The 19,978-nt window shown below is 65.7% G+C and carries 14 protein-coding genes and 1 tRNA gene; 8 read left to right on the top strand and 7 right to left on the bottom strand.

What is annotated here, in order from left to right; genetic code table 11:
* Positions 1–38: 38 nt before the first annotated feature.
* Positions 39–1,340 carry a M20/M25/M40 family metallo-hydrolase gene (locus LOC59_RS07500; RefSeq protein WP_227896677.1) on the bottom strand — a complete coding sequence of 434 codons (1,302 nt, stop codon included), beginning with the start codon at positions 1,338–1,340 and terminating at the stop codon, positions 39–41.
* Between the two features lie 193 nt (positions 1,341–1,533).
* On the opposite strand from LOC59_RS07500, the gene LOC59_RS07495 reads away from it, so the two are divergent.
* From LOC59_RS07495 to LOC59_RS07480, 4 genes are all read left to right on the top strand, one after another.
* Positions 1,534–1,617, top strand: a tRNA-Leu gene (locus LOC59_RS07495).
* A gap of 158 nt (positions 1,618–1,775) precedes the next feature.
* Positions 1,776–3,077 carry a hemolysin family protein gene (locus LOC59_RS07490; RefSeq protein WP_229971307.1) on the top strand — a complete coding sequence of 434 codons (1,302 nt, stop codon included), beginning with the start codon at positions 1,776–1,778 and terminating at the stop codon, positions 3,075–3,077.
* 105 nt (positions 3,078–3,182) lie between these two features.
* Complete coding sequence (locus LOC59_RS07485) at positions 3,183–4,655, top strand: APC family permease (protein WP_423723920.1); 1,473 nt, start codon at positions 3,183–3,185, stop codon at positions 4,653–4,655.
* Positions 4,648–5,070, top strand: a complete 423-nt coding sequence (locus tag LOC59_RS07480; RefSeq protein WP_229971306.1) for a universal stress protein — start codon at positions 4,648–4,650, stop codon at positions 5,068–5,070. Before LOC59_RS07485 ends, LOC59_RS07480 begins: the two co-directional genes overlap by 8 nt.
* Here the strand turns inward: LOC59_RS07480 and LOC59_RS07475 are convergent.
* Genes LOC59_RS07475 through LOC59_RS07460 form a run of 4 tightly spaced genes read right to left on the bottom strand, consistent with a single transcriptional unit; the run spans position 5,067 to position 9,919 of the window.
* Positions 5,067–6,299, bottom strand: coding sequence for a kynureninase (locus LOC59_RS07475; protein WP_229971304.1), 1,233 nt, complete (start codon positions 6,297–6,299; stop codon positions 5,067–5,069). The two genes, LOC59_RS07480 and LOC59_RS07475, sit on opposite strands and share 4 nt — an antisense overlap.
* 41 nt (positions 6,300–6,340) lie before the next feature.
* Positions 6,341–7,249: a MaoC family dehydratase gene (locus tag LOC59_RS07470; protein ID WP_227896683.1), complete on the bottom strand. Its 909-nt coding sequence runs from the start codon at positions 7,247–7,249 to the stop codon at positions 6,341–6,343.
* On the bottom strand, positions 7,246–8,586 hold the full coding sequence (locus LOC59_RS07465) for a 3-oxoacyl-ACP reductase (protein WP_229971302.1): 1,341 nt from the start codon (positions 8,584–8,586) through the stop codon (positions 7,246–7,248). The genes LOC59_RS07470 and LOC59_RS07465 overlap by 4 nt, the downstream gene beginning before the upstream one ends.
* A gap of 1 nt (position 8,587) precedes the next feature.
* Complete coding sequence (locus tag LOC59_RS07460; RefSeq protein ID WP_229971300.1) at positions 8,588–9,919, bottom strand: acetyl-CoA C-acetyltransferase; 1,332 nt, start codon at positions 9,917–9,919, stop codon at positions 8,588–8,590.
* A 120-nt stretch (positions 9,920–10,039) separates the two neighbouring features.
* Here LOC59_RS07460 and LOC59_RS07455 point away from each other — a divergent pair, with 120 nt between their 5' ends.
* Positions 10,040–10,756: a TetR/AcrR family transcriptional regulator gene (locus LOC59_RS07455; RefSeq protein WP_229971298.1), complete on the top strand. Its 717-nt coding sequence runs from the start codon at positions 10,040–10,042 to the stop codon at positions 10,754–10,756.
* The gene (locus LOC59_RS07450; protein WP_229971296.1) at positions 10,753–12,849 is read left to right on the top strand and encodes an acyl-CoA dehydrogenase family protein; all 2,097 of its coding nucleotides are present in this window, start codon (positions 10,753–10,755) and stop codon (positions 12,847–12,849) included. Before LOC59_RS07455 ends, LOC59_RS07450 begins: the two co-directional genes overlap by 4 nt.
* Positions 12,850–12,920: 71 nt before the next feature.
* On the opposite strand, the gene glgA is transcribed toward LOC59_RS07450, so the two are convergent.
* Complete coding sequence (gene glgA, locus LOC59_RS07445; protein ID WP_227896690.1) at positions 12,921–14,117, bottom strand: glycogen synthase; 1,197 nt, start codon at positions 14,115–14,117, stop codon at positions 12,921–12,923.
* 107 nt (positions 14,118–14,224) lie between these two features.
* Here glgA and glgC point away from each other — a divergent pair, with 107 nt between their 5' ends.
* Both glgC and LOC59_RS07435 read left to right on the top strand, forming a co-directional pair.
* Complete coding sequence (gene glgC / locus LOC59_RS07440) at positions 14,225–15,475, top strand: glucose-1-phosphate adenylyltransferase (RefSeq protein WP_331460417.1); 1,251 nt, start codon at positions 14,225–14,227, stop codon at positions 15,473–15,475.
* Positions 15,476–15,653: 178 nt separating this feature from the next.
* On the top strand, positions 15,654–17,117 hold the full coding sequence (locus LOC59_RS07435) for an SDR family oxidoreductase (protein ID WP_227896691.1): 1,464 nt from the start codon (positions 15,654–15,656) through the stop codon (positions 17,115–17,117).
* Here the strand turns inward: LOC59_RS07435 and LOC59_RS07430 are convergent.
* Entirely contained in the window at positions 17,089–19,878 is a 2,790-nt protein-coding gene (locus LOC59_RS07430; RefSeq protein WP_229971294.1) for a cation-translocating P-type ATPase, read from the bottom strand. The genes LOC59_RS07435 and LOC59_RS07430 overlap by 29 nt on opposite strands.
* Between the last annotated feature and the right edge of the window lie 100 nt (positions 19,879–19,978).

Here is a 19,978-nt window from a genome sequence, read left to right as displayed (position 1 = left end):
TTCCGGGCTGTCTGGTCAGGGCAGGTCAAGGGTGGTGCCTAGTACCCGCGGAGCAGGCGGGACAGTACCTTCGTGCCGAACTTCAGGGAATCAACAGGGACTCGTTCGTCCACACCGTGGAACATCCCCGTGAAGTCAAGGTCCTCGGGCAGGCGCAGCGGAGCGAAACCGTATCCGGTGATTCCCAGGCGGCTGAGGGATTTGTTGTCGGTGCCGCCGGAGAGGGTGTACGGCAGCACCGGGGCACCCGGGTCTTCCGCCTGCAGGGCGTCCACCATGGAATCCACCAGGTTTCCGGAAAAGGGCACCTCGAGCGAGACATCTTTGTGTTCGTAGCTGACGTCGATTCCGTCGCCTGCCAGTCCGCGGATGACTTCCAGGAGATGCTCTTCCTGGCCGGGCAGGGTCCGTGCGTCGATCAGTGCCTCTGCCGTACCCGGGATGACGTTGTGCTTGTATCCGGCGGACAACAGTGTCGGGTTGGCCGTGTTCTGCAGCGTTGCACCAACGAACCGGGCCACGGTGCCGAGTTCGCTGAGCAGTTTGTCAGGGTTCTCGGGATCGAACTCTACGCCGGTCAGCTCGGTCACCCCGTCCAGGAAGGCGCGGGTGGTATCGGTGAGTTCAATGGGCCACTCGTGGGCACCAATCCGCGAGACGGCACCGGCCAGGCGGGTCACTGCGTTGTCGGTGTTGATCTGGGAGCCGTGTCCGGCCCGGCCGTGTGCTTTCAGGCGCAGCCACGAGATTCCTTTTTCAGCGGTCTGCAGCAGGTAGGTACGTCGGCCTCCGATAGTCGCCGAAAACCCGCCGACCTCGGAGATTGCTTCCGTGGCGCCGTCGAACAGTTCGGGGCGGTTGTCTACTGCCCAGCTGGCGCCGTAGCTGCCCCCGGCTTCTTCATCCGCGAAAAAGGCGAAGATGAGGTCACGCCGGCCGCGGGTACCTGTGCGGGCCATTTCGCGCATCACCGCGAGGATCATGGCGTCCATGTCCTTCATGTCGACTGCCCCGCGGCCCCAGATCAGGCCGTCCCGTTCCTCGCCGCTGAACGGGTCCACGCTCCAGTCCTGCTTCTGCGCCGGCACGACGTCGAGGTGGCCGTGGACTACCAGTGCGGGCAGGGAGGGATCGGAGCCCTCAAGGCGGGTCACCACCGAGGCGCGGCCGGGTGCGGATTCGAACAGGTCAGCTGACAGTCCCACCTCTTCGATAAGTCCGGCGACGTACTCTGCTGCCTTCCGCTCCCCCGGTCCGGTTCCGTCACCGTAGTTGGAGGTGTCGATGCGGATCAGATCCTGGCAGATACGGGTGACTTCGTCTTCGGCGCGAACGCTCATGCACTTCTCCTTGCTCGGCGGGATAGGGCCAGCCTAGCTACTGGGCACGCCGGAAGCCCGGCTTTGTTCCAGCCGCGTCACGGAACCGGGAGCTGAACTGGGCCGATTCGTTCTTCCCGGTAAAACCGTGTTAGAGTTTTTCCCGTTGCAAACGAAGAAACGGAATGAAAAACGTTCTTCGGAAGACACCCAAGCGCGGGTGGCGGAATGGCAGACGCGCTAGCTTGAGGTGCTAGTCCTCTTATTGAGGGTGGGGGTTCAAGTCCCCCTCCGCGCACAGCGAAGACCCTCCTGGTAACCACGGTTACCAGGAGGGTCTTTTTTGTATCCCCTGCCGACGCCGGGCAGCGGCCCGGTACCGCTGTGTTCTTCATCTCATCCCCCGCCGGACTTCGGGCCCTGTCACCGCGGCCTGCGCATGGGTACCCTCGCATCATGGACGGCAGTGCATTACTGAACATTGTCCTGGTGCTCTTCTTCATCCTGCTCGGCGGCGTGTTCGCCGGAGCGGAGATGGCCCTGGTGACACTTCGCGAGGGCCAGATCCTCCGGCTGGAAAACTCCGGGAAGCGCGGAGCACGGACCGCGCAGCTCGCGCGGAACCCGAATCTGTTCCTCTCTGCCATCCAGATCGGCGTCACCCTTTCGGGATTCTTTTCGGCTGCCTATGGGGCTTCGGCGCTGGCGCCGGCAATTTCCCCGGTCCTGGAGGGCTGGGGACTGGCGCCTTCCCTGGCCCGGAGCGCCGCATTTATTGCCATGACGCTGGTGGTCGCCTACTTGTCCCTGGTGTTCTCGGAACTTGTTCCCAAGCGGCTCGCCATGCAGAACGCGGAGGGCTTTGTGCGTGTCCTTGCTCCCCCGTTGTCCCTTTTCGCTGCGGTGATGCGCCCGGTGATCCGGCTGCTGTCTGTCTCCACGGACGCCGTGGTCCGCCTGCTGGGCGGAGATCCCCAGCTGAAGAACGTGCCCATTTCCCAGCAGGAGCTGCTGGAGATGGTGAAATCCAGTCCCACCATCGCGGATGAGAGCCGCAGCATCCTGGCAGATGTCTTCGGCGCCGGCCACCGGCTCCTGCAGGAAGTGATGCGCCCGCGGCCCATGGTCGAGTTCCTTCCCGCATCACTCACCCTGGCCGAAGCACGGGTCCGCGTCCATGAGCTGCCCTATTCCCGGTATCCGGTCATGGGCGCGTCACCGGATGATGTGCTCGGCTTCATCCATGTCCGGGACCTCATCGGGCGCGATCCGGACCCATCCGGCGAGACCCGGCTCGGTGAGATTGCCCGGCCCATCCTGTTCCTGCCGGGTACGGCAACCGTCCTGCCCACATTGTCCAGGATGCGGCGGGAAAACAGCCACATCGCCGTCGTGGCTGACGAATACGGGGGCACTGACGGCATTGTCACGCTGGAGGACCTCGTCGAGGAACTTGTCGGCGAGATCTACGACGAATACGACACCGCCCGGGACCCGGAAGACCGCCACCTCGCCCTGGAAGGCGGAATGCTGGTCGACGGCGGATTGATCCTGCAGGAATTCGACCGGCTCACCGGGATAGTGCTGCCTGAAGGGCAGTACGAAACTGTTGCCGGCTACATCCTGGACCAGCTCGGGCGCATGGCCGTCCCCGGGGATGCCGTCCCTGCACCGGGCGGGCAGCTGCGTGTCATGGAGGTTGACCACCACAGGATCCAGGCGGTGCGGGTTATTCCTGAACCTGGGATCCAGGGCTAAGTTCCCCCGGCAGCCGGTACACGCCGGTCCGGATTCGGAGCCCGAATGGATGGATCCTGCCGGGTGCATTGCGGCGCCGGTGCTTCCGCGCGCAGAATACCGGGCATGAGTGTTCCCGGAGGTGAGAATGCGGCGACCGGCGGTTCGCCGCGGGAAAGCAGCGGCCCGGAACTGAAACGGGTGATGGGAACCAAGCTCCTGCTCCTGTTCATCGTGGGTGACGTGCTGGGAACCGGCGTCTACGCCCTGACCGGACAGATCGCCGGAGAGATTGGCGGAGCGGCCTGGGCTCCGGTCCTGATCGCCTTTACCGTTGCCACGATCACGGCGCTGTCCTACCTGGAACTGGTGACCAAGTACCCGCAGGCAGCCGGAGCCGCCCTGTATACGCACAAGGCTTTCGGGATCCACTTCGTCACGTTCCTGGTGACCTTCGCCGTCCTGTGTTCCGGCATCACCTCAGCCTCTACGGCGTCGAAATTCCTTGCCGAGAACTTCCTGGTCGGGTTTAACCTCGGCTGGGGGCAATTCGGCGTAACCGCCATAGCAGTCAGTTTCATGGTGCTTTTGGCGCTCATCAATCTCCGCGGGGTCGGGGAAAGCATCAAGTTCAACGTCTTCCTGACCATCGTGGAACTGACCGGGCTCCTGATCGTGATCGGCATCGGCTTCTGGGCCATGGGCCAGGGCAACGTGGACTTCTCCCGGGTCATGGTCTTCGAGACCGAGGGCGGGAAATCCGTGTTCCTGGCGCTCACCGCGGCTACGTCCCTGGCCTTCTTCTCGATGGTCGGGTTCGAGGACTCCGTCAACATGGCCGAAGAGACGAAGGACCCGGCGCGGATATTTCCCAAGGTGATGCTCAGCGGCCTGGGCATAACGGTCTTCATCTACCTGCTGGTCTCCATCGCCGCCGTGGCGGTGGTCCCGGTAGGGCAGCTCTCCGAAAGCCAGACTCCCCTGCTGGAAGTGGTGCAGACCGGCGCTCCGGGGTTCCCGATCGACGTCTTTTATCCGTTCCTGTCGATCTTCGCCGTGGCCAACACGGCCTTGATCAACATGCTGATGGCGAGCCGGCTGCTTTACGGGATGTCGCGCCAGGAGGTTCTGCCCCGTGGATTGGCCCTGATCCTGCCCGGGCGCAGGACACCGTGGGCGGCGATCGTGTTCACCACGGCAATAGCCACCGGACTCATCATCCTGGTCACCAACGCCATGGGTCCGCAAACGGTTTCGGCGCTGGGCGGAACCACCGCACTGCTTCTGCTCTGCGTGTTCACGGTCGTGAACATAGCCTGCATCGTGCTGCGCCGGCGTCCGCCGGATCCCCAGCCGAACACGGAGGACGGACCTGCGGCTGTCCGCAAGACATTCCGCTCCCCCGGCATCATGCCCTGGATCGGGGCCGCCACCTGCGCCTTCCTGGTGGGTCCCTGGGCGCAGGACCCCATCGAGTACCGCATCGCCGGAATCCTGCTGGCGATAGGCGTCGTCCTGTGGTTCTTCACCTGGCTGTGGAACCGGGCGGTCAAAGCCAAACGAACCCGCTTCACTGATCCGGAGGAACTCCATGGCTAGCATCGTCGTTGGGTACGTCCCGGGAGCCGAGGGTGCTGCCGCCCTCGCGCAGGCGAGACGGGTGGCCGAGCTGTTCCAGGACGAGCTGGCAGTCGTCAACGTCCGCACCACGGGCCGCGGCCTGGGGCACGGGCATGCGCACGGCGAGGATGCCGCCGATGACCTGAACTCGATTGCCGCGGAACTGGAATCGGCAGGACTGTCCTTCGAGATCATCCATCCGGAAGGGGACTACGACCCCGCGGACGAAATCCTGGCGGTTGCCTCGCGGCTTGGGGCCCGGCTGATCGTCGTCGGCTTACGGCACCGCACGCCGGTGGGCAAGCTTTTCCTCGGCAGCACGGCGCAGCGGATCCTGCTGGAGGCGTCCTGCCCGGTCCTCGCGGTCAAGGCCGGCCAGGCCCTGCGGGATTAGGCGGCGTGCCGGAGCTCTGAGGCGATGGCTTCGATTCCGGTCCAGGTTTCAGCGAAGGACGTGGACAGCGGAGAAAGTCCCAGCCGGATGCCGTTGGGGTTGCGGTAGTCCGGAATGATGCCGCGTTCCCACAGCCGGGCCGTGACGTCCTTGAACGACGGATGGTCGATCGTGACGTGGCTGCCCCTGCGGGCGGTGTCCCGCGGCGACGCCAGCGTGACGCCAAGCGGAGCGAGGATTTCGTCGAAGGCCTGCACGGCAAAGGAGGTGAGCTGCACGGACTTGGCTCGCACGGCGTCCATGCCTGCCTCGGCGATGAGCGCAATCATGTCCTGTATGGCCAGCATGCCCAGGATCGGCGGTGTTCCCGAGACCACCCGCTGGATCCCTGCGGCGGGTACGTAGTCCGCTCCCATGGCAAATGGATCCCCAGCGCCCAGCCAGCCCTGGATGGGCTGGGCGAAGTCTTCCTGGTGGCGGCGGGCAACGTAGGCCCACGCGGGGGCGCCGGGACCGCCGCCCAGGTACTTGTAACTGCAGCCAGCGGCATAATCGACGTTCCAGTTATCGAGCTCGGCGGGAACCGAGCCGGCCGAATGGCACAGGTCCCAGAGGACCCGTCCGCCGGCTTCATGGACCAGGGCGGTAATGGCCGGGACGTCGGCGATAAAACCGGACCGGTAGGCCACGTGGCTGAGGACCACCAGGGCCGTTTGCGGCCCTACAGCGGAAGCCACGGCTTCCGGGCTCACGCCGCCGTCGTAATCCGCCTCCAGCCAGCGGAGCGTCATACCGCACTCGCGGGCGATTCCGTCCATGACGTAGCGGTCCGTGGGAAAGTTGTCCCGGTCCAGCACGATCTCGGTTCGGCCTGCGCCGGCAGCCACAGCCGCACGCGCCAGTTTGTAGAGCAGCACAGTGGTTGAGTCCGCCACGATGCACTGCCCCGGCGCCGCGCCGAGGACTGTCGCGCCCAGCTGGTCGCCGATTGCCGAGGGAAGGGCGAGCCATCCCTCGTCCCAGGAGCGGATCAGCCGGCTGCCCCACGCATGGGTAACGAACTCCCCCAGCCGGTCCAGCGTTGCCGCCAGCGGCCGGCCGAGGGAGTTGCCGTCAAGGTAGGCACTGATGGCCGGGTCATTGTGTCCAACGAAACGTTCGCGCAGGTCAGCCAAGGGATCCGCGGCGTCCAGTTCCTTGGCCAGTTCAGCAAAACGGGATTCGTTCATGGCCGGAACTCTAGCAGTCCCGGTCCCGGCATCCTTATCTTTCAGAGCGGCCGGGCCCAGCCGTGGAAGTGCCTGCGGCGGCTGCGCTGGTTCCACCCCGTGAACGTTGTCCCTGCCATGTCGCCCGGGGCGCCGGCGTCTGAAATGCGGACGCTCACCGTCGCCGGAAGGAACACCGGCGATTCGAACTCGATGCTCCATTCGAAGGGTTCCGGCAGGGCCGGACCCGCTTCCGCAACGACCCGCGAGGCGAGGTACATGCCATGGGCGATCGAGCGCTTCATGCCCAGCGCTTTGGCGGAGAGGCTGCTCAGATGGATGGGGTTGAAGTCCCCCGACACCTTGGCATAGTTCCGTCCTGCGTCCGCTCCGAGCCGCCACTGGGCCGTGGGAAGCGGCGGGGTGAAGTCCTCCCGCTCCGTCCGGGCCTGCGGGCGGTCGATCCGGGGAAGGAACACGCCCTTTGCCAGATAGACCGAACGCCCGGTCCACACGAGTTCGGTGCCGGACCGGACTTCGGCCACCAGTTCCACCTGTGTTCCCGCGCGGTGCCCGGCCAGGTTTTCCGCCCAGGCGGTGACGCTCAGCGGCTCCGTGTAATGGATGGGCCGCAGATGCGTGACGTGGTTGCGCAGATGCACCATGCCCAGCAGGGGCAGGGGGAAGTCCTCACGTGCCATCACGCTCATGGCCACCGGGAAGGCGAACGTGTGAACGTACCCTGACGGAAGCGTGTCCTGGGCGCTCCGGAGCACCAGGCGCTGGAAGTCCGTCAGCCGGTCCAGATCCACTCTGGCGTTGGTGACGGTGTGGCGCGCTGCCGGCAGCGTCTGGGTCGAAGCCGAGGATGTCAGTTTGCTGCGGGCAGCGTTGCCGGCCGCGGAAAGGTACAGCCGGCCGAGTGCGGGGATTTCGTGGAGCTGGAATTGCTCCAGGTCCTGGACACTCATGCTCCGACCATATTCTGGCCGCAGACCCGCAGGACCTGGCCGTTCACGCCGGCCGCACCGTCCGAGGCGAGGAACGCGATGGTCTCGGCAACGTCGACGGGCTGGCCACCCTGCTGCAGGCTCGAAAGGCGCCGGGCAACCTGGCGGGTCAGCGCCGGCATCCGGGCGGTCATGTCCGTTTCGATGAAGCCGGGAGCGACGGCGTTGATCGAACCGCCGCGGGGCTCCAGCAGGGGTGCGGTGGCCCGGACCATACCGATGATCCCCGCCTTGGATGCCGCGTAGTTCGTTTGGCCGCGGTTGCCGGCAATGCCGCTGGTGGAAGCCAGCGAGACAATCCGGCCCTGCTTGCTGAACGCCTCCGAAGCCAGGAAACGCTCGTTCATCTTCAGCTGTGAAGCGATGTTGACCGCAATCACGGAATCCCAGCGTGAGGCGTCCATGTTGGCCAGCAGCTTGTCACGGGTAATCCCGGCATTGTGGATCACGATGTCCAGCCGGCCGTAACGCTCGGAAGCGTGTGCCAGGATCCTGTCGGCAGCGTCGTCGCGGGTGATATCCACCTGCAGGGCGGTTCCGCGGATTTCGTTCGCTACCGCTGCCAGCTGCTCCCCCGCTGCCGGAACGTCGACCACAATGACGTTGGCGCCTTCGCGGTGCAGCACGCGGGCGATCGCAGCTCCGATGCCGCGTGCGGCTCCGGTGACGACGGCGGTCTTGCCCGCCAGCGAAGCGTTCCATTCGGCGGGCAGTTCCCCGGCGGCGGAACCAACGGTGATGAACTGCCCGTTCACGTACGCGCTGCGGCCGGAGAGCAGGAAACGCAGGGCGGCGGCCACGGACGGAGCCGTGGCACCGGTTCCGTTGGCCAGCACGATCCCGTTCGCGGTCGCCCCGCCGCGCAGTTCGTGCGCAAGGGAACGCAGCGTGCCCTCGACACCCTGGCGCGCGGCAGCTGCAGCGGGGTCCTGCGCCTCGGAGGCCGGCCGCGAGACGGTGACGATCCGTCCCCCGGAGGCAAGGTCGCGCAGGCTGGCGCCGGCGTCAAGGCTGACCGAGGAGAGGTCCTCCGGCGACATCACTTCGTCCAGGACCATGAGGATGGCGCCGAGCTTCTCCTTGGGAGTCGCGTGGCGGCGGACATCCTGCTGCCAGGAAAGCAGCACCGAGGCCAGGGCGTCAGCGGACTCGCCTTTCCCCAGGACCAAGAGGGGTCCCGGCACCAGCGGCTTCGACGGGTCGAAGCGGCGCAGCACAGCCGGCCGCGGCAGCCCCAGCTTCTTGGCAATCTCCTTGGTAAGGCCGGAGTTGACCAGGTTCAGATAGGTATCCGACATGTCAGCGGGCCTCCAAGATGGCCACGAGACCCTGGCCTCCGGCCGCGCAGATCGAGATAAGGCCGCGCCCGGATCCCTTCTCGGACAGCATCTTTGCCAGCGAGGCGACGATCCGGCCGCCGGTGGCAGCGAACGGGTGGCCGGCAGCGAGCGAGGAGCCGTTAACGTTGAGCTTGCTCCGGTCGATGCTGCCCAGCGGGCCCTCCAGGCCCAGGCGCGTGCGGCAGAACTCGTCATCTTCCCAGGCGGCGAGGGTGCTCAGCACCGTACCCGCGAAGGCTTCATGGATCTCGAAGAAGTCGAAGTCGTCGAACGTCATGTTGTTGCGGGCCAGCAGGCGCGGCACGGCGAAGGCCGGCGCCATGAGCAGTCCGTCGCGGCCGTGGACGAAATCGACCGCACCGGCCTCGGCATCGACGATGTTGGCAAGCATCGGCAGATCATGTTCCCGGGCGTAGTCTTCCGAGCCGAGAAGCACAACCGATGCGCCGTCGGTCAGCGGGGTGGAGTTGCCGGCGGTCATGGTTGCTTCGTCGCCCAGGGCACGGCCGAAGACCGGCTTGAGGGAGGCAAGCTTCTCCAGCGAGGTGTCTGCACGCAGGTTCGAATCGCGGGACAGTCCGCGGTACGGGGTCATGAGGTCGTCGAAGAAGCCGCGGTCGTAGGCAGCTGCCAGATTGCGGTGGCTGTTGTACGCCAGTTCGTCCTGGCTTTCGCGGGTGATCTTCCACTGTGCCGTGGTCAGCGCCTGGTGCTCCCCCATGGACAGTCCGGTGCGCGGCTCTCCGGTGTTCGGTGCGTTCGGTGCCAGGTCCTTCGGGCGGATCTTGGCGATGGCCGCGAGCTTCTGCTTGGTGTTCCGGGCACGGGAAAGGTCCAGGAGCGCGCGGCGCAAACCATCACTGACGGCGATTGGGGCATCCGAGGCGGAATCGACACCGCCGGCGATGCCGGATTCCAGCTGGCCCAGCTTGATCTTGTTTGCGAGGGAAACCACGGTTTCCAGGCCGGTGGCGCAGGCCTGCTGCACATCGTAGGCCGGCGTTTCCGGGGACAGTGCGGAGCCAAGGACTGCCTCCCGCGTGAGGTTGAAATCCCGCGAGTGCTTCAAAACCGCGCCGGCCGCGACAGCGCCGACCCGTTCCCCCTGCAGCCCGAAGCGGGCAACAAGTCCGTCAAGTGCGGCGGTCAGCATGTCCTGGTTCGAGCTGTGGGCATACGCTCCGCCGGACCGGGCGAAGGGAATGCGGTTGCCGCCGATTACGACGGCGTTCCGTACGGCGGGACCTGAGCCCTGCACCGGCTGGGGTGCGGGGGCGGGTTGTGCAGCCATTCGTCATTCTCCTTGGGGGTCGTTGTGTGACGAGAGTTACTGTAACTCAGCGTACCTGATACGCTGAGTATCGTGAACAGCGCAGTGAAACAAGACACACGGACGGCGGACGGAAGGTCCGTGCGGTGGGAAGCCCACCGCACCGAGCGGCGCGGAGCCTTGATCAAGGCCGCCCGCCGCGCCGTCCACACCCTGGGCGCGCAGGCATCCATGGAAGAAATCGCCGCTGCTTCCGGTACCTCCAAGTCCGTGTACTACCGCTACTTCGGCGACAAGTCAGGACTTCAGCAGGCCATGGGCGAAGTCGTGATCAACCAGATGCAGGAAAAGATCCTGGCCGCCGGGCGCAGCGCGGACTCCCCCCGCTCGGGTATGCGTGCCATGGTCTCGGCTTATCTGCAGATGGCCGAGACCTCTCCCAATGTCTATGCCTTTGTCACGGGCAGCCCGGCAGGCGAGGCTGCGGCAGGCAGCGAACCCGGTGTCGCCGTCGCCCTCTCGCATTTCATGGCGAATATCAGCGCCATGATGGACCACGCCGTGCAGCTGTACCTGAAGGGCCACCAGTCGGATGCCGTGACTCAGTCCGCCGCGGGCTTCTGGCCCATCGCAGCCCTGGGGATGGTGCGTTCAGCCGGCGAACGCTGGCTCGCGACGCCGGCCGGACCGGACCGTCCGACTGAAGCCGAAATGACCGACCAGCTCACCATTTGGCTTTTCGACGGGATCGGCTGGGACACCCCCGACCCCTCAGCAAAGACTGTTACTCCCTCCACCACTGTGCGTGGCGGCCGAACCGGCTCCGACGCAGTGCCGACAAGTAAGGACACGCAATGACGCAATCAGTCTCCACCCCAGAGCGCCAGATTCCGGCCAGCACCGTCATCAGCGATGACGATTCGGCTACCGTCAACGTAGAGGCACTAGGCCGTGCGCTCCTGGGCAAGTGGGAGGACATCCGGCTGAAGGCCAGGGCACTTGCCGGTACCGATGCGCTTCACACCCCCGCAGGCCTGACGCACACCGAGCACCGGCTGCGCGTCATGGACCAGCTGAAAATCCTCGTTGACGCCGATGCCGTGCACCGTGCCTTCCCCAAGTACGTCGGCGGCCAGGACAACCACGGCGGAAATGTCGCCGGGTTCGCGGAGCTGGTGGTGGCAGATCCGTCACTGCAGATCAAAGCCGGCGTGCAGTGGGGCCTCTTCGGCTCCGCCGTCCTGCACCTCGGCAACCGCGAACACCACGAGAAGTGGCTCCCCGGCATCATGAGCCTGGAAATCCCGGGATGCTTCGCGATGACGGAAACCGGCCACGGATCCGATGTGTCCAGCATCGCCACCACGGCGGAATACGACGAGGCGGCCGGGGAATTCATCATCAACACGCCTTTCCGTGCGGCGTGGAAGGATTACATCGGCAACGCCGCCGTATACGGCAAGGCCGCCGTTTTGTTCGCCCACCTGATCACCAAGGGCGTCGACCACGGAGTCCACGCGTTCTACGTTCCGCTGCGGGATGAGAACGGATTCCTGCCCGGCATCGGCGGCGAGGATGACGGAGTCAAGGGCGGCCTCAACGGAATCGACAACGGCCGGCTGCACTTCAGCAACGTCCGGATTCCCCGTACCAACCTGCTGAACCGCTACGGAGACGTCGCTGAGGACGGTACCTACACGTCCAGCATCGAAAGCCCGGGACGCCGCTTCTTCACCATGATCGGCACCCTGGTCCAGGGGCGGGTATCGCTCGACGGCGCAGCAGTTGCTGCCTCCAAGCTGGGACTGAACATCGCTATCAAGTACGCGACCGAACGCCGGCAGTTCAACGGTGCCTCGGATACCGTCGAGGAAGTGCTGATGGACTACCAGCAGCATCAGCGCCGGCTGCTGCCGCTGCTGGCCACAACGTATGCGGCCTCCTTCGCCCACGATGAACTGCTGGCAAAGTTCGACGACGTGTTCTCCGGCGCGGACGACACGGACGAGAACCGCCAGGACCTTGAAACACTGGCCGCGGCGCTGAAGTCACTTTCAACCTGGCACGCGCTGGACACACTGCAGGAATGCCGTGAGGCAACCGGTGGTGCGGGGTTCCTGGCTGAGAACCGCCTCACGGCCCTCCGGTCGGACCTGGACATCTACGTCACCTTCGAAGGAGACAACACCGTCCTGCTCCAGCTGGTAGCCAAGCGCCTGCTCGCCGACTACGCCAAGGAATTCCAGAGCGCCGACTTCGGTGTCCTGGCCCGCTACGTGGTGGGGCAGGCCACTGAACGCACCTTCCACCGCTCCGGCCTGCGGCAGATCGTGCAGACCGTCGCCGACACGGGCTCCGAAAAGAAATCCGCCATTGCCCTGCGTGACGCCCGCACCCAGCACGCCCTGCTGGCAGACCGCGTCGCCACGATGGTCGCGGAGGTCGCCGGAGAGCTCCAGAAGGCCCGCAAGCTGCCCAAGGCGGAGGCCGCGGCGGTGTTCAACCGGAACCAGCACGACCTGATTGAGGCTGCCCGGGCACACGCCGAGCTGCTGCAGTGGGAGGCCTTCACCCGCGGCCTGGAGCGGATTGAGGACGACGGTACACGGCAGGTAGTGACCTGGCTGCGCGATCTCTTTGGCCTGAGCCTGATCGAAAAGAACCTGGCCTGGTACCTGATGCACGGCCGCCTGTCTTCCCAGCGCGCCCGCACCCTGGGCGAGTACATCAACCGGCTGCTGGCCAAGATCCGCCCGCACGCCATGGACCTGGTCAACGCCTTCGGCTACGGGCCGGAGCACCTGCGCGCAGCAGTTGCCACGGGCGCCGAGAAGGAGCGCCAGGATGAGTCCATGGAGTACCAGCGCCTGCTCCGGGCAAGCGGTGCGGCTCCGGTCGACGAGAAGATCCTGATCCAGCGGAAGAAGCAGGCCGCCAAGGCCAGCCGCTAACAGCTGAACCAAAAAAGCGGTGTCCGCAGGCAGCCCTGCGGACACCGCTTTTTCAGTGTCTTCAGACGTTTCTAGGGAAGAACCGAACGGTAGACGTCGATGGTCGCCTGGGCGATGGTGTCCCAGGAAAACTCCTGCTCGGCACGCCGGCGGCCGGCCTGGCCCATTTGGGCTGCGCGGTCCGGGTCTGTGACAACAACGGTCAGCGCGGCAGCGAAGTCCCGGACGAAGGTCTCGGGATCAAGCGGGGTGCCGGTGCCGTCGTCGAGCTGGTCCAGGGGGACCAGGAGTCCGGTCACTCCGTCGTCCACGACTTCAGGAATGCCGCCGGTGGCACTGGCCACGACCGCCGTGCCGCACGCCATGGCTTCAAGGTTGACGATGCCCAGCGGCTCATAGATCGACGGGCAGGCAAACGCCGTGGCGGAACTGAGGACCTTGATGAGCTCGTCCCTGGGCAGCATGCGTTCGATCACGACAACACCGCCGCGGGTTTCCATCAGCTCCCCAATGAGGATGGCCGTCTCTGAGGCGAGTTCGGGTGTGTCCGCGGCACCGAGGCACAGGATGACCTGCACGTCCGGGGGCAGGAGGGCAGCTGCGCGGAGAAGATAGGGGACGCCCTTTTGCCTGGTGTTCCGCCCGACGAAGACGACCGACGGGGCATCCGGGTCGATGCCCAGGCCCCGGAGGGCATCCGGGTCGTGGTCAGGCCGCCAGGCGCCGGTGTCGATGCCGTTGTGGACAACGTGCACTTTCCCGGGGGTGACTTCCGGGTAGGCGCGGAGAATGTCCCGGCGCATCCCTTCCGAGACGGCGATGATGGCCGAGGCGGCGTCGTACGCCGTTTTCTCGACCCAGGAGGAAAGCGCATAGCCTCCGCCCAGCTGTTCGGCTTTCCAGGGACGCAGCGGCTCGATGCTGTGGGCACTGAGCACATGCGGAACCCCGTACAGCAGCGAGCCGAGGTGGCCGGCCATGTTCGCGTACCAGGTATGCGAGTGGATGACGTCTGCGCCCTGGAAGCCCTGAAGCATGTCCAGGTCCGTTCCCAGGGTCTGAACGGCCGGATTGGCGGTTTCGAGCTCAGCCGGAACGGGGTAGGCCTGGACCCGGGCTCCGTGATAGTCCAGCTCGCGCGGTGCCCCAAAGCAGTGGACGTGGAGGTCGAGGAGACCTGCCAGCACCCGGCTCAGCTCAGCGACGTGCACACCGGCACCGCCGTAAATTTCCGGCGGGAATTCCTTGGAAACGATATCTACTCGCACTTGTACAACGTAGTGCACATCACGTGCGGTGATCTAGTCTGTTGGGCAGCAGGCTTACCTGTCCGGCAGGCTAAACAGTTTCCCACCTGTGGGTGGAAGTCAGGAGTATGCACATGGCACCGAAGAAAGTCCTGTCCGTTGTCCTCGCCGGGGGCGAGGGCAAGCGGCTGATGCCGCTTACTGCTGACCGGGCCAAACCCGCCGTGCCTTTTGCCGGGAAATACCGGCTCATCGATTTTGCCTTGTCCAACCTGGTGAATTCCGGCTACCTGCAGATTGTGGTGCTGACCCAGTACAAGTCGCACAGCCTGGACCGGCACATTTCCGAAACGTGGCGGCTGTCCACACAGCTGCAGAACTACGTGGCATCCGTGCCCGCACAGCAGCGGGTCGGAAAGAGCTGGTTCCTGGGCAGCGCCAACGCCCTGTACCAGTCGATGAACCTGATTGACGACGCGCGGCCGGACATCGTCGTCGTGATCGGGGCAGACCACGTGTACAGGATGGATTTCTCCCAGATGGTCGACGCCCACATTGCCTCGGGTGCGCCGTGCAGTGTGGCAGCGGTCCGGCAGCCGCTGTCCATGGCCGACCAGTTCGGCGTTATCGAAACGGACCCCTCCATGCCGGGGCGGATCGCCGCCTTCGTGGAAAAGCCCTCAAGCACTCCCGGCCTGCCCGATGATCCCGACAGCTTCCTGGCCTCGATGGGTAACTACGTCTTCACGACTGATGCCCTGGTGGAAGCGCTGCGGGTGGATGCGGAGCGCCTGATCACCAAGCACGATATGGGCGGGGACATCATTCCGTATTTCGTGGACCGCGGAGAAGCGGCGGTTTACGACTTCACCGAAAACGTGATTCCCGGGGCGACCGGACGGGACCAGCGGTACTGGAGGGATGTCGGCACCCTGGATTCCTACTACGACGCGAACATGGACCTGATTTCGCCCGTCCCCGCATTCAACCTGTACAACCTGCAGTGGCCCATTTACACCAGGCAGAGCATCTCGCCGCCCGCCAAGTTCGTCCGCGGCCCTTCCGATGAACCGGGTACCGCGCTGGACTCGATTGTGTCCAACGGTGCAGTCATTTCCGGGGGCAGCGTCTCCGGGTCCGTCCTGGCGCATGACGTCTACGTCGACGCAATGTCCAGCGTCAGCGACAGCGTGATCATGGACGGCGTGCATGTGGGAGAACGGGCAATTGTCCGCCGGGCCATCGTGGATAAAAACGTGCAGATCCCGCCGGGTGCCACTGTCGGCGTGGACCGGGAGCTTGATCTTGCCCGCGGCTACACCGTGACGGCGTCGGGCCTCACCGTGCTGAGCAAGGGGCAGACGGTCCGCATCGACTAGGCGGTGCGGAACCCGCGGCCCGCATCCCGGCAGCCTTCCTGCAGGCCGCTGGGATGTCCGGGCTGTGGGCCCCGCCGCTTGATTCCGGCTTGGCGTGCCCGTGGCGGTAAGGTCGAAGTGCACCATTTTGCCCTCCGCCGTGCATACCCCCGGCGGACCACATCCCAGAAACGACTCCATGAGCAGCACTGACCTGAGCAGCACTGACAGCACCGACCTCAGCCCTGAAGACCTGGAGGCCTGCCTCCGGGTCCTCTCCCGGATCCATGTGCTTGAGGAAGACCACCCGGACCACGTCGCCGTCCGCCGGGCAACCGCCAAGATGTTCAAGGCCGTCAAGAAGCACCGCAAAGTAGCGAAGCGGGACGCGGTGGCGGAAGCGGACCGCGCCGTCGTGGCCCGCACCGCCACCGGCGCTCCGGACCGGATCGACGACGAGACCCGCGGTGCGCAGCTGCGCAGTGCCGCCCACGGCCCGTCCGCCGGAACCCTGTTGAAGCCGCGCAACTGCTACATCTGCAAGCAGCCCTACACCCTGGTCGACGCCTTCTACCATCAGCTCTGCCCGGAGTGCGCTGCTTTCAGCCACGCCAAGCGGGACGCCAGGACCGACCTCACCGGACGGCGTGCACTGCTGACCGGCGGGCGCGCCAAGATCGGCATGTACATTGCGCTGCGGCTGCTCCGCGACGGTGCCCACACAACGATCACCACCCGTTTCCCGAAGGACGCGGCCCGCCGCTTCGCGGCCATGGAGGACTCAGCGGATTGGCTGCACCGGCTCAAGATTGTCGGTATTGACCTGCGGGACCCCGCGCAGGTGATCTCCCTGGCCGACGCTGTCGCCGCCGACGGGCCGCTGGACATCCTGATCAACAACGCTGCCCAGACCGTCCGGCGGACGTCTAACGCCTACCAGCCGCTGGTGGACGCCGAACATGAAGAACTTCCCTCGGGCCGGCCGATGCCGGAGCTCGTGACGTTTGGCAATACCTACAACGCCCACCCCACTGCGCTGGCCGGCTCCGTGGCGGAGCATCCCGTGCTCGCCGGCGACGCGGTGACGTCCCTGGCGCTGACAGCCGGCTCCTCGTCCCTGGCCAAGCTGGAGGCCGGCACGGCAATCGACGCCGGCGGCCTGGTTCCGGATACGGCACCGGTCAACAGCTGGACCCAGCTGGTGGACGAGGTGGACCCGCTTGAGATGCTCGAAGTGCAGCTGTGCAACGTGACGGCGCCGTTCCTGCTGGTGAACCGGCTGCGTCCCGCCATGGCCGCTTCCCCCGCCCGGCGCAAGTACATCGTGAACGTCTCCGCCATGGAGGGCCAGTTCGCCCGCCGCTACAAGGGTCCCGGGCACCCCCACACCAATATGGCCAAAGCCTCGCTGAATATGCTCACGCGCACCAGTGCCGGCGAAATGCTGGAGACCGACGGCATCCTGATGACGGCGGTGGACACCGGCTGGATCACCGACGAGCGGCCGCATCCGACCAAGGTTCGCCTGGCCGAGGAGGGTTTCCACGCGCCCCTGGACCTCGTTGACGGAGCAGCGCGGGTCTACGATCCGATCGTGATGGGCGAGGCAGGCGAAGACCTGTACGGGGTCTTCCTCAAGGATTACCGGCCGTCTCCCTGGTAGCCCGGCGGCGCCGGATGGCGGCGGCTGCCTTGCTGATTTCGGAGACGACGATGATGCTGGCAGCCGTACCAATGCACAGCAGCCACTGGTCCGCGGTCAGGGGGGATGTGTCGAACAGGTTCTCCAGCACGCCCACCTGCACCACCAGGATCTGGAGCACGACGACGGCGCCCAGGGCCAGCCAGATGCTCCGGTTGGTGAAGGTCTGCAGTGAGAAGACCGACGACGTTTCGCTGCGGACGTTCAGCAGGTTGAAGACCTGGTAGAACACGAAGGTTGTGAACGCCATGGTGGTCGCGAAGTCCTCCCCCGGTGCTTCGCTTCCCGGGAAGATCGACGGTGAGGCAAGCCCGACCCAGCAGGTTCCCGCCGCCATCACGATCCCGGACACCAGCAGCCCCACCAGCCGCTGGCCGGTAAGCAGCGGCTCCCGCGGCTTCCGCGGCGGCTGCCGCATGACGCTGGGATCGGTCCGGTCCACCCCGAGTGCCAGCGCCGGCGGCCCGTCCATGATGATGTTGACCCAGAGAATCTGGATTGCGGTGAAGGGCGCTCCCCCGGCGAATCCGAACGTTGCCGCGGCGAGGAACATCAGCACGAATCCCCACGCAGTGGTGAGCTGGAAACGGACAAACTTGAGGATATTGGCATAGATGCCGCGCCCCTCCTCGACAGCGTCGACGATCGTGGCGAAGTTGTCATCGGTGAGGATCATTCGCGCCGCGCCCTTGGAAACATCCGTTCCGGTGATCCCCATGGCAATTCCAATGTCGGCCCGCTTGAGCGCCGGGGCGTCGTTGACGCCGTCGCCGGTCATGGCAACGACACTTCCGTCGGCCTGGAGCGCCTCGACCACCCTCAGTTTGTGTTCGGGAGAAACCCGGGCCAGCACGCCGTACTGCGGTGCCCTCGCTTCGAGTTCGTCCTGGCTGAGCCCGTCCAGGTCCGCGCCGGAAACGGCGCTGCCCCGGATACCGAGGTCCTCGGCGATTGCCGAAGCAGTGACGAGATGGTCCCCGGTGATCATGTGGACGCTGATGCCTGCTCCGTGGGCACGCTCGATTGCCTCACGCGCTTCGGGGCGGGGCGGGTCCATGATGCCGACGACGGCGTACAGGACAAGGTTCGCCGCCGTTTCCTTGAGGCCTGCCGGGTCCTCGGGCACCGGATCATCCAGCCAGCGTCCGGCAACGGCCATGGTCCGCAGCCCGGATCCGGCCATGGCCGCCACTTCCTCCGCCAGGCGTTCCCGCCAACCGGTGTCCAGCGGTTCGACGCCGCCCGCAACGGCTGCGTGGGAGCACATTTCCAGGACTACGCCGGGTGCACCCTTGACGTTGCAGTGGACGGTTCCCGGTTCGTTCCTGCTGGTGTTGAAAGTCGCCATGTACTTATAGGCGGAGTCGAAGGGGATTTCCGCGACCCGGGGATGCGTCGCCCGCGCTCCCATCGGATCGATGCCTCCCTTCTCGGCGAGCACCACGAGTGCACCCTCAGTCGGGTCGCCGGAGAGGATGCCGTCGGTGACGGAGGCATCGTTGCAAAGGGCCATGGCGAGGTACGCCTCGGTCAGTGCCGGAACCTGGTCGCCGTCCGGGCTTAGGATCTTGCCGTCTACGCCGTAGCCGGTCCCGGTGACCCGAAAGGTCGGCCCGGCGGGGCCGAGGATGCGGCGCGCAGTCATTTCGTTCAGTGTCAGGGTGCCGGTTTTGTCCGTGCAGATCTGCGACGTCCCGCCGAGGGTCTCCACGGCGGAGAGTTGTTTGATGATGGCTCCGCGGGCGGCAAGGCGCGACGCACCCATGGCGAGAGTGAAGGCCACGACGGCGGTGAGTCCCTCTGGGATGGTGGCCACGGCCAGGGACACCGAGGTCAGGAGCAGGGTGCTCAGGTCCTCGCCGCGCAGCAGTCCCAGCAGGAAAACAAGTGCCACGACGGCAAGGGCGATCCACGTCAGGAGCGCGGCCAACTGGTCAATGCTGCGCTGCAGGGTTGTCTTTTCATCCGGGGTGCTGCCGAGCATATGGGCGATATGTCCCATTTGGGTGGCCATCCCCGTGCCCGTGACGACCATCAGGGCACGGCCCCGGCTGATGTCCGTGCCCATGTACAGCATGCTGTGGCGGTCGCCGAGTGGTGCGTCTGCGTCCGGGGTGGCCTGCGCGTCCTTGTTGACTGGCTGGGATTCACCCGTAAGGGCCGCTTCAGCTGCCTGGAGCCGCACTGCTTCCAGCAGGCGTCCGTCCGCCGGAACGGAGTCCCCCGCGTCCAGGAGGACGATGTCCCCGGGAACCAGGTCTTCGCGGGGAACTGTGGCAGTCGTGCCATCCCGGCGGACCCGGGTGGTGCCTACATCCGTTTTCCGGAGGGCCTCCAGGCTGTTCTCCGCCCGGCGTTCCTGGACATAGTTCAGGGTGGTGTTCAGGATGACGACTGCAAGAATGACGATCGGAGTTTCGAGTTCCCCGGAAACGACGGCGCTGAGGACGGCGGCAGCGAGGAGGACCAGGATCAGCCGGTCCGAGAGCAGCGCCAGAATCTTGCGCCACGCCGGAACCGCGGGCTTCCCGGCCAGCCGGTTAAGCCCGTACTCAGAACGGCGTTCCTCGACGGCGCGGTGCGTAAGGCCGCTGTGGGCGTCCGTGCCGAGAAGGGAAGCGACCTCAGGCCCCGGAAGGGTCCATGGTGCTGGTACGCGGGACTCGGGATCGGTGGCCGGGGCGGGAGACGCGCCGGCCCGCGGATCGCTGCCATGCTGCATGGGCTGCCCCTGTACTGGGCTCGGCGGATGGTCTGCCAAGTCTACCAACGGGCGCTCCGGGCGGTAACCGATCGCAGCGGAGTTGGACCGGGGGGTCCAA

Source organism: Arthrobacter sp. zg-Y916 (assembly GCF_020907385.1).
GTDB classification, from domain to species: Bacteria; Actinomycetota; Actinomycetes; order Actinomycetales; family Micrococcaceae; genus Arthrobacter_B; species Arthrobacter_B caoxuetaonis.
Note: the sequence above shows the minus strand (reverse complement) of the source record. Positions and strands in the feature narration are given on the sequence as shown.

Bases quoted from the DNA above. Each gene is read 5' to 3' on its own strand.
- LOC59_RS07500 (WP_227896677.1), bottom strand. From the start codon at position 1,340: ATGAGCGTTCGCGCCGAAGACGAAGTCACCCGTATCTGCCAGGATCTG.
- LOC59_RS07490 (WP_229971307.1), top strand. From the start codon at position 1,776: ATGGACGGCAGTGCATTACTGAACATTGTCCTGGTGCTCTTCTTCATC.
- LOC59_RS07485 (WP_423723920.1), top strand. From the start codon at position 3,183: ATGAGTGTTCCCGGAGGTGAGAATGCGGCGACCGGCGGTTCGCCGCGG.
- LOC59_RS07480 (WP_229971306.1), top strand. From the start codon at position 4,648: ATGGCTAGCATCGTCGTTGGGTACGTCCCGGGAGCCGAGGGTGCTGCC.
- LOC59_RS07475 (WP_229971304.1), bottom strand. From the start codon at position 6,299: ATGAACGAATCCCGTTTTGCTGAACTGGCCAAGGAACTGGACGCCGCG.
- LOC59_RS07470 (WP_227896683.1), bottom strand. From the start codon at position 7,249: ATGAGTGTCCAGGACCTGGAGCAATTCCAGCTCCACGAAATCCCCGCA.
- LOC59_RS07465 (WP_229971302.1), bottom strand. From the start codon at position 8,586: ATGTCGGATACCTATCTGAACCTGGTCAACTCCGGCCTTACCAAGGAG.
- LOC59_RS07460 (WP_229971300.1), bottom strand. From the start codon at position 9,919: ATGGCTGCACAACCCGCCCCCGCACCCCAGCCGGTGCAGGGCTCAGGT.
- LOC59_RS07450 (WP_229971296.1), top strand. From the start codon at position 10,753: ATGACGCAATCAGTCTCCACCCCAGAGCGCCAGATTCCGGCCAGCACC.
- glgC (WP_331460417.1), top strand. From the start codon at position 14,225: ATGCACATGGCACCGAAGAAAGTCCTGTCCGTTGTCCTCGCCGGGGGC.
- LOC59_RS07435 (WP_227896691.1), top strand. From the start codon at position 15,654: ATGAGCAGCACTGACCTGAGCAGCACTGACAGCACCGACCTCAGCCCT.
- LOC59_RS07430 (WP_229971294.1), bottom strand. From the start codon at position 19,878: ATGCAGCATGGCAGCGATCCGCGGGCCGGCGCGTCTCCCGCCCCGGCC.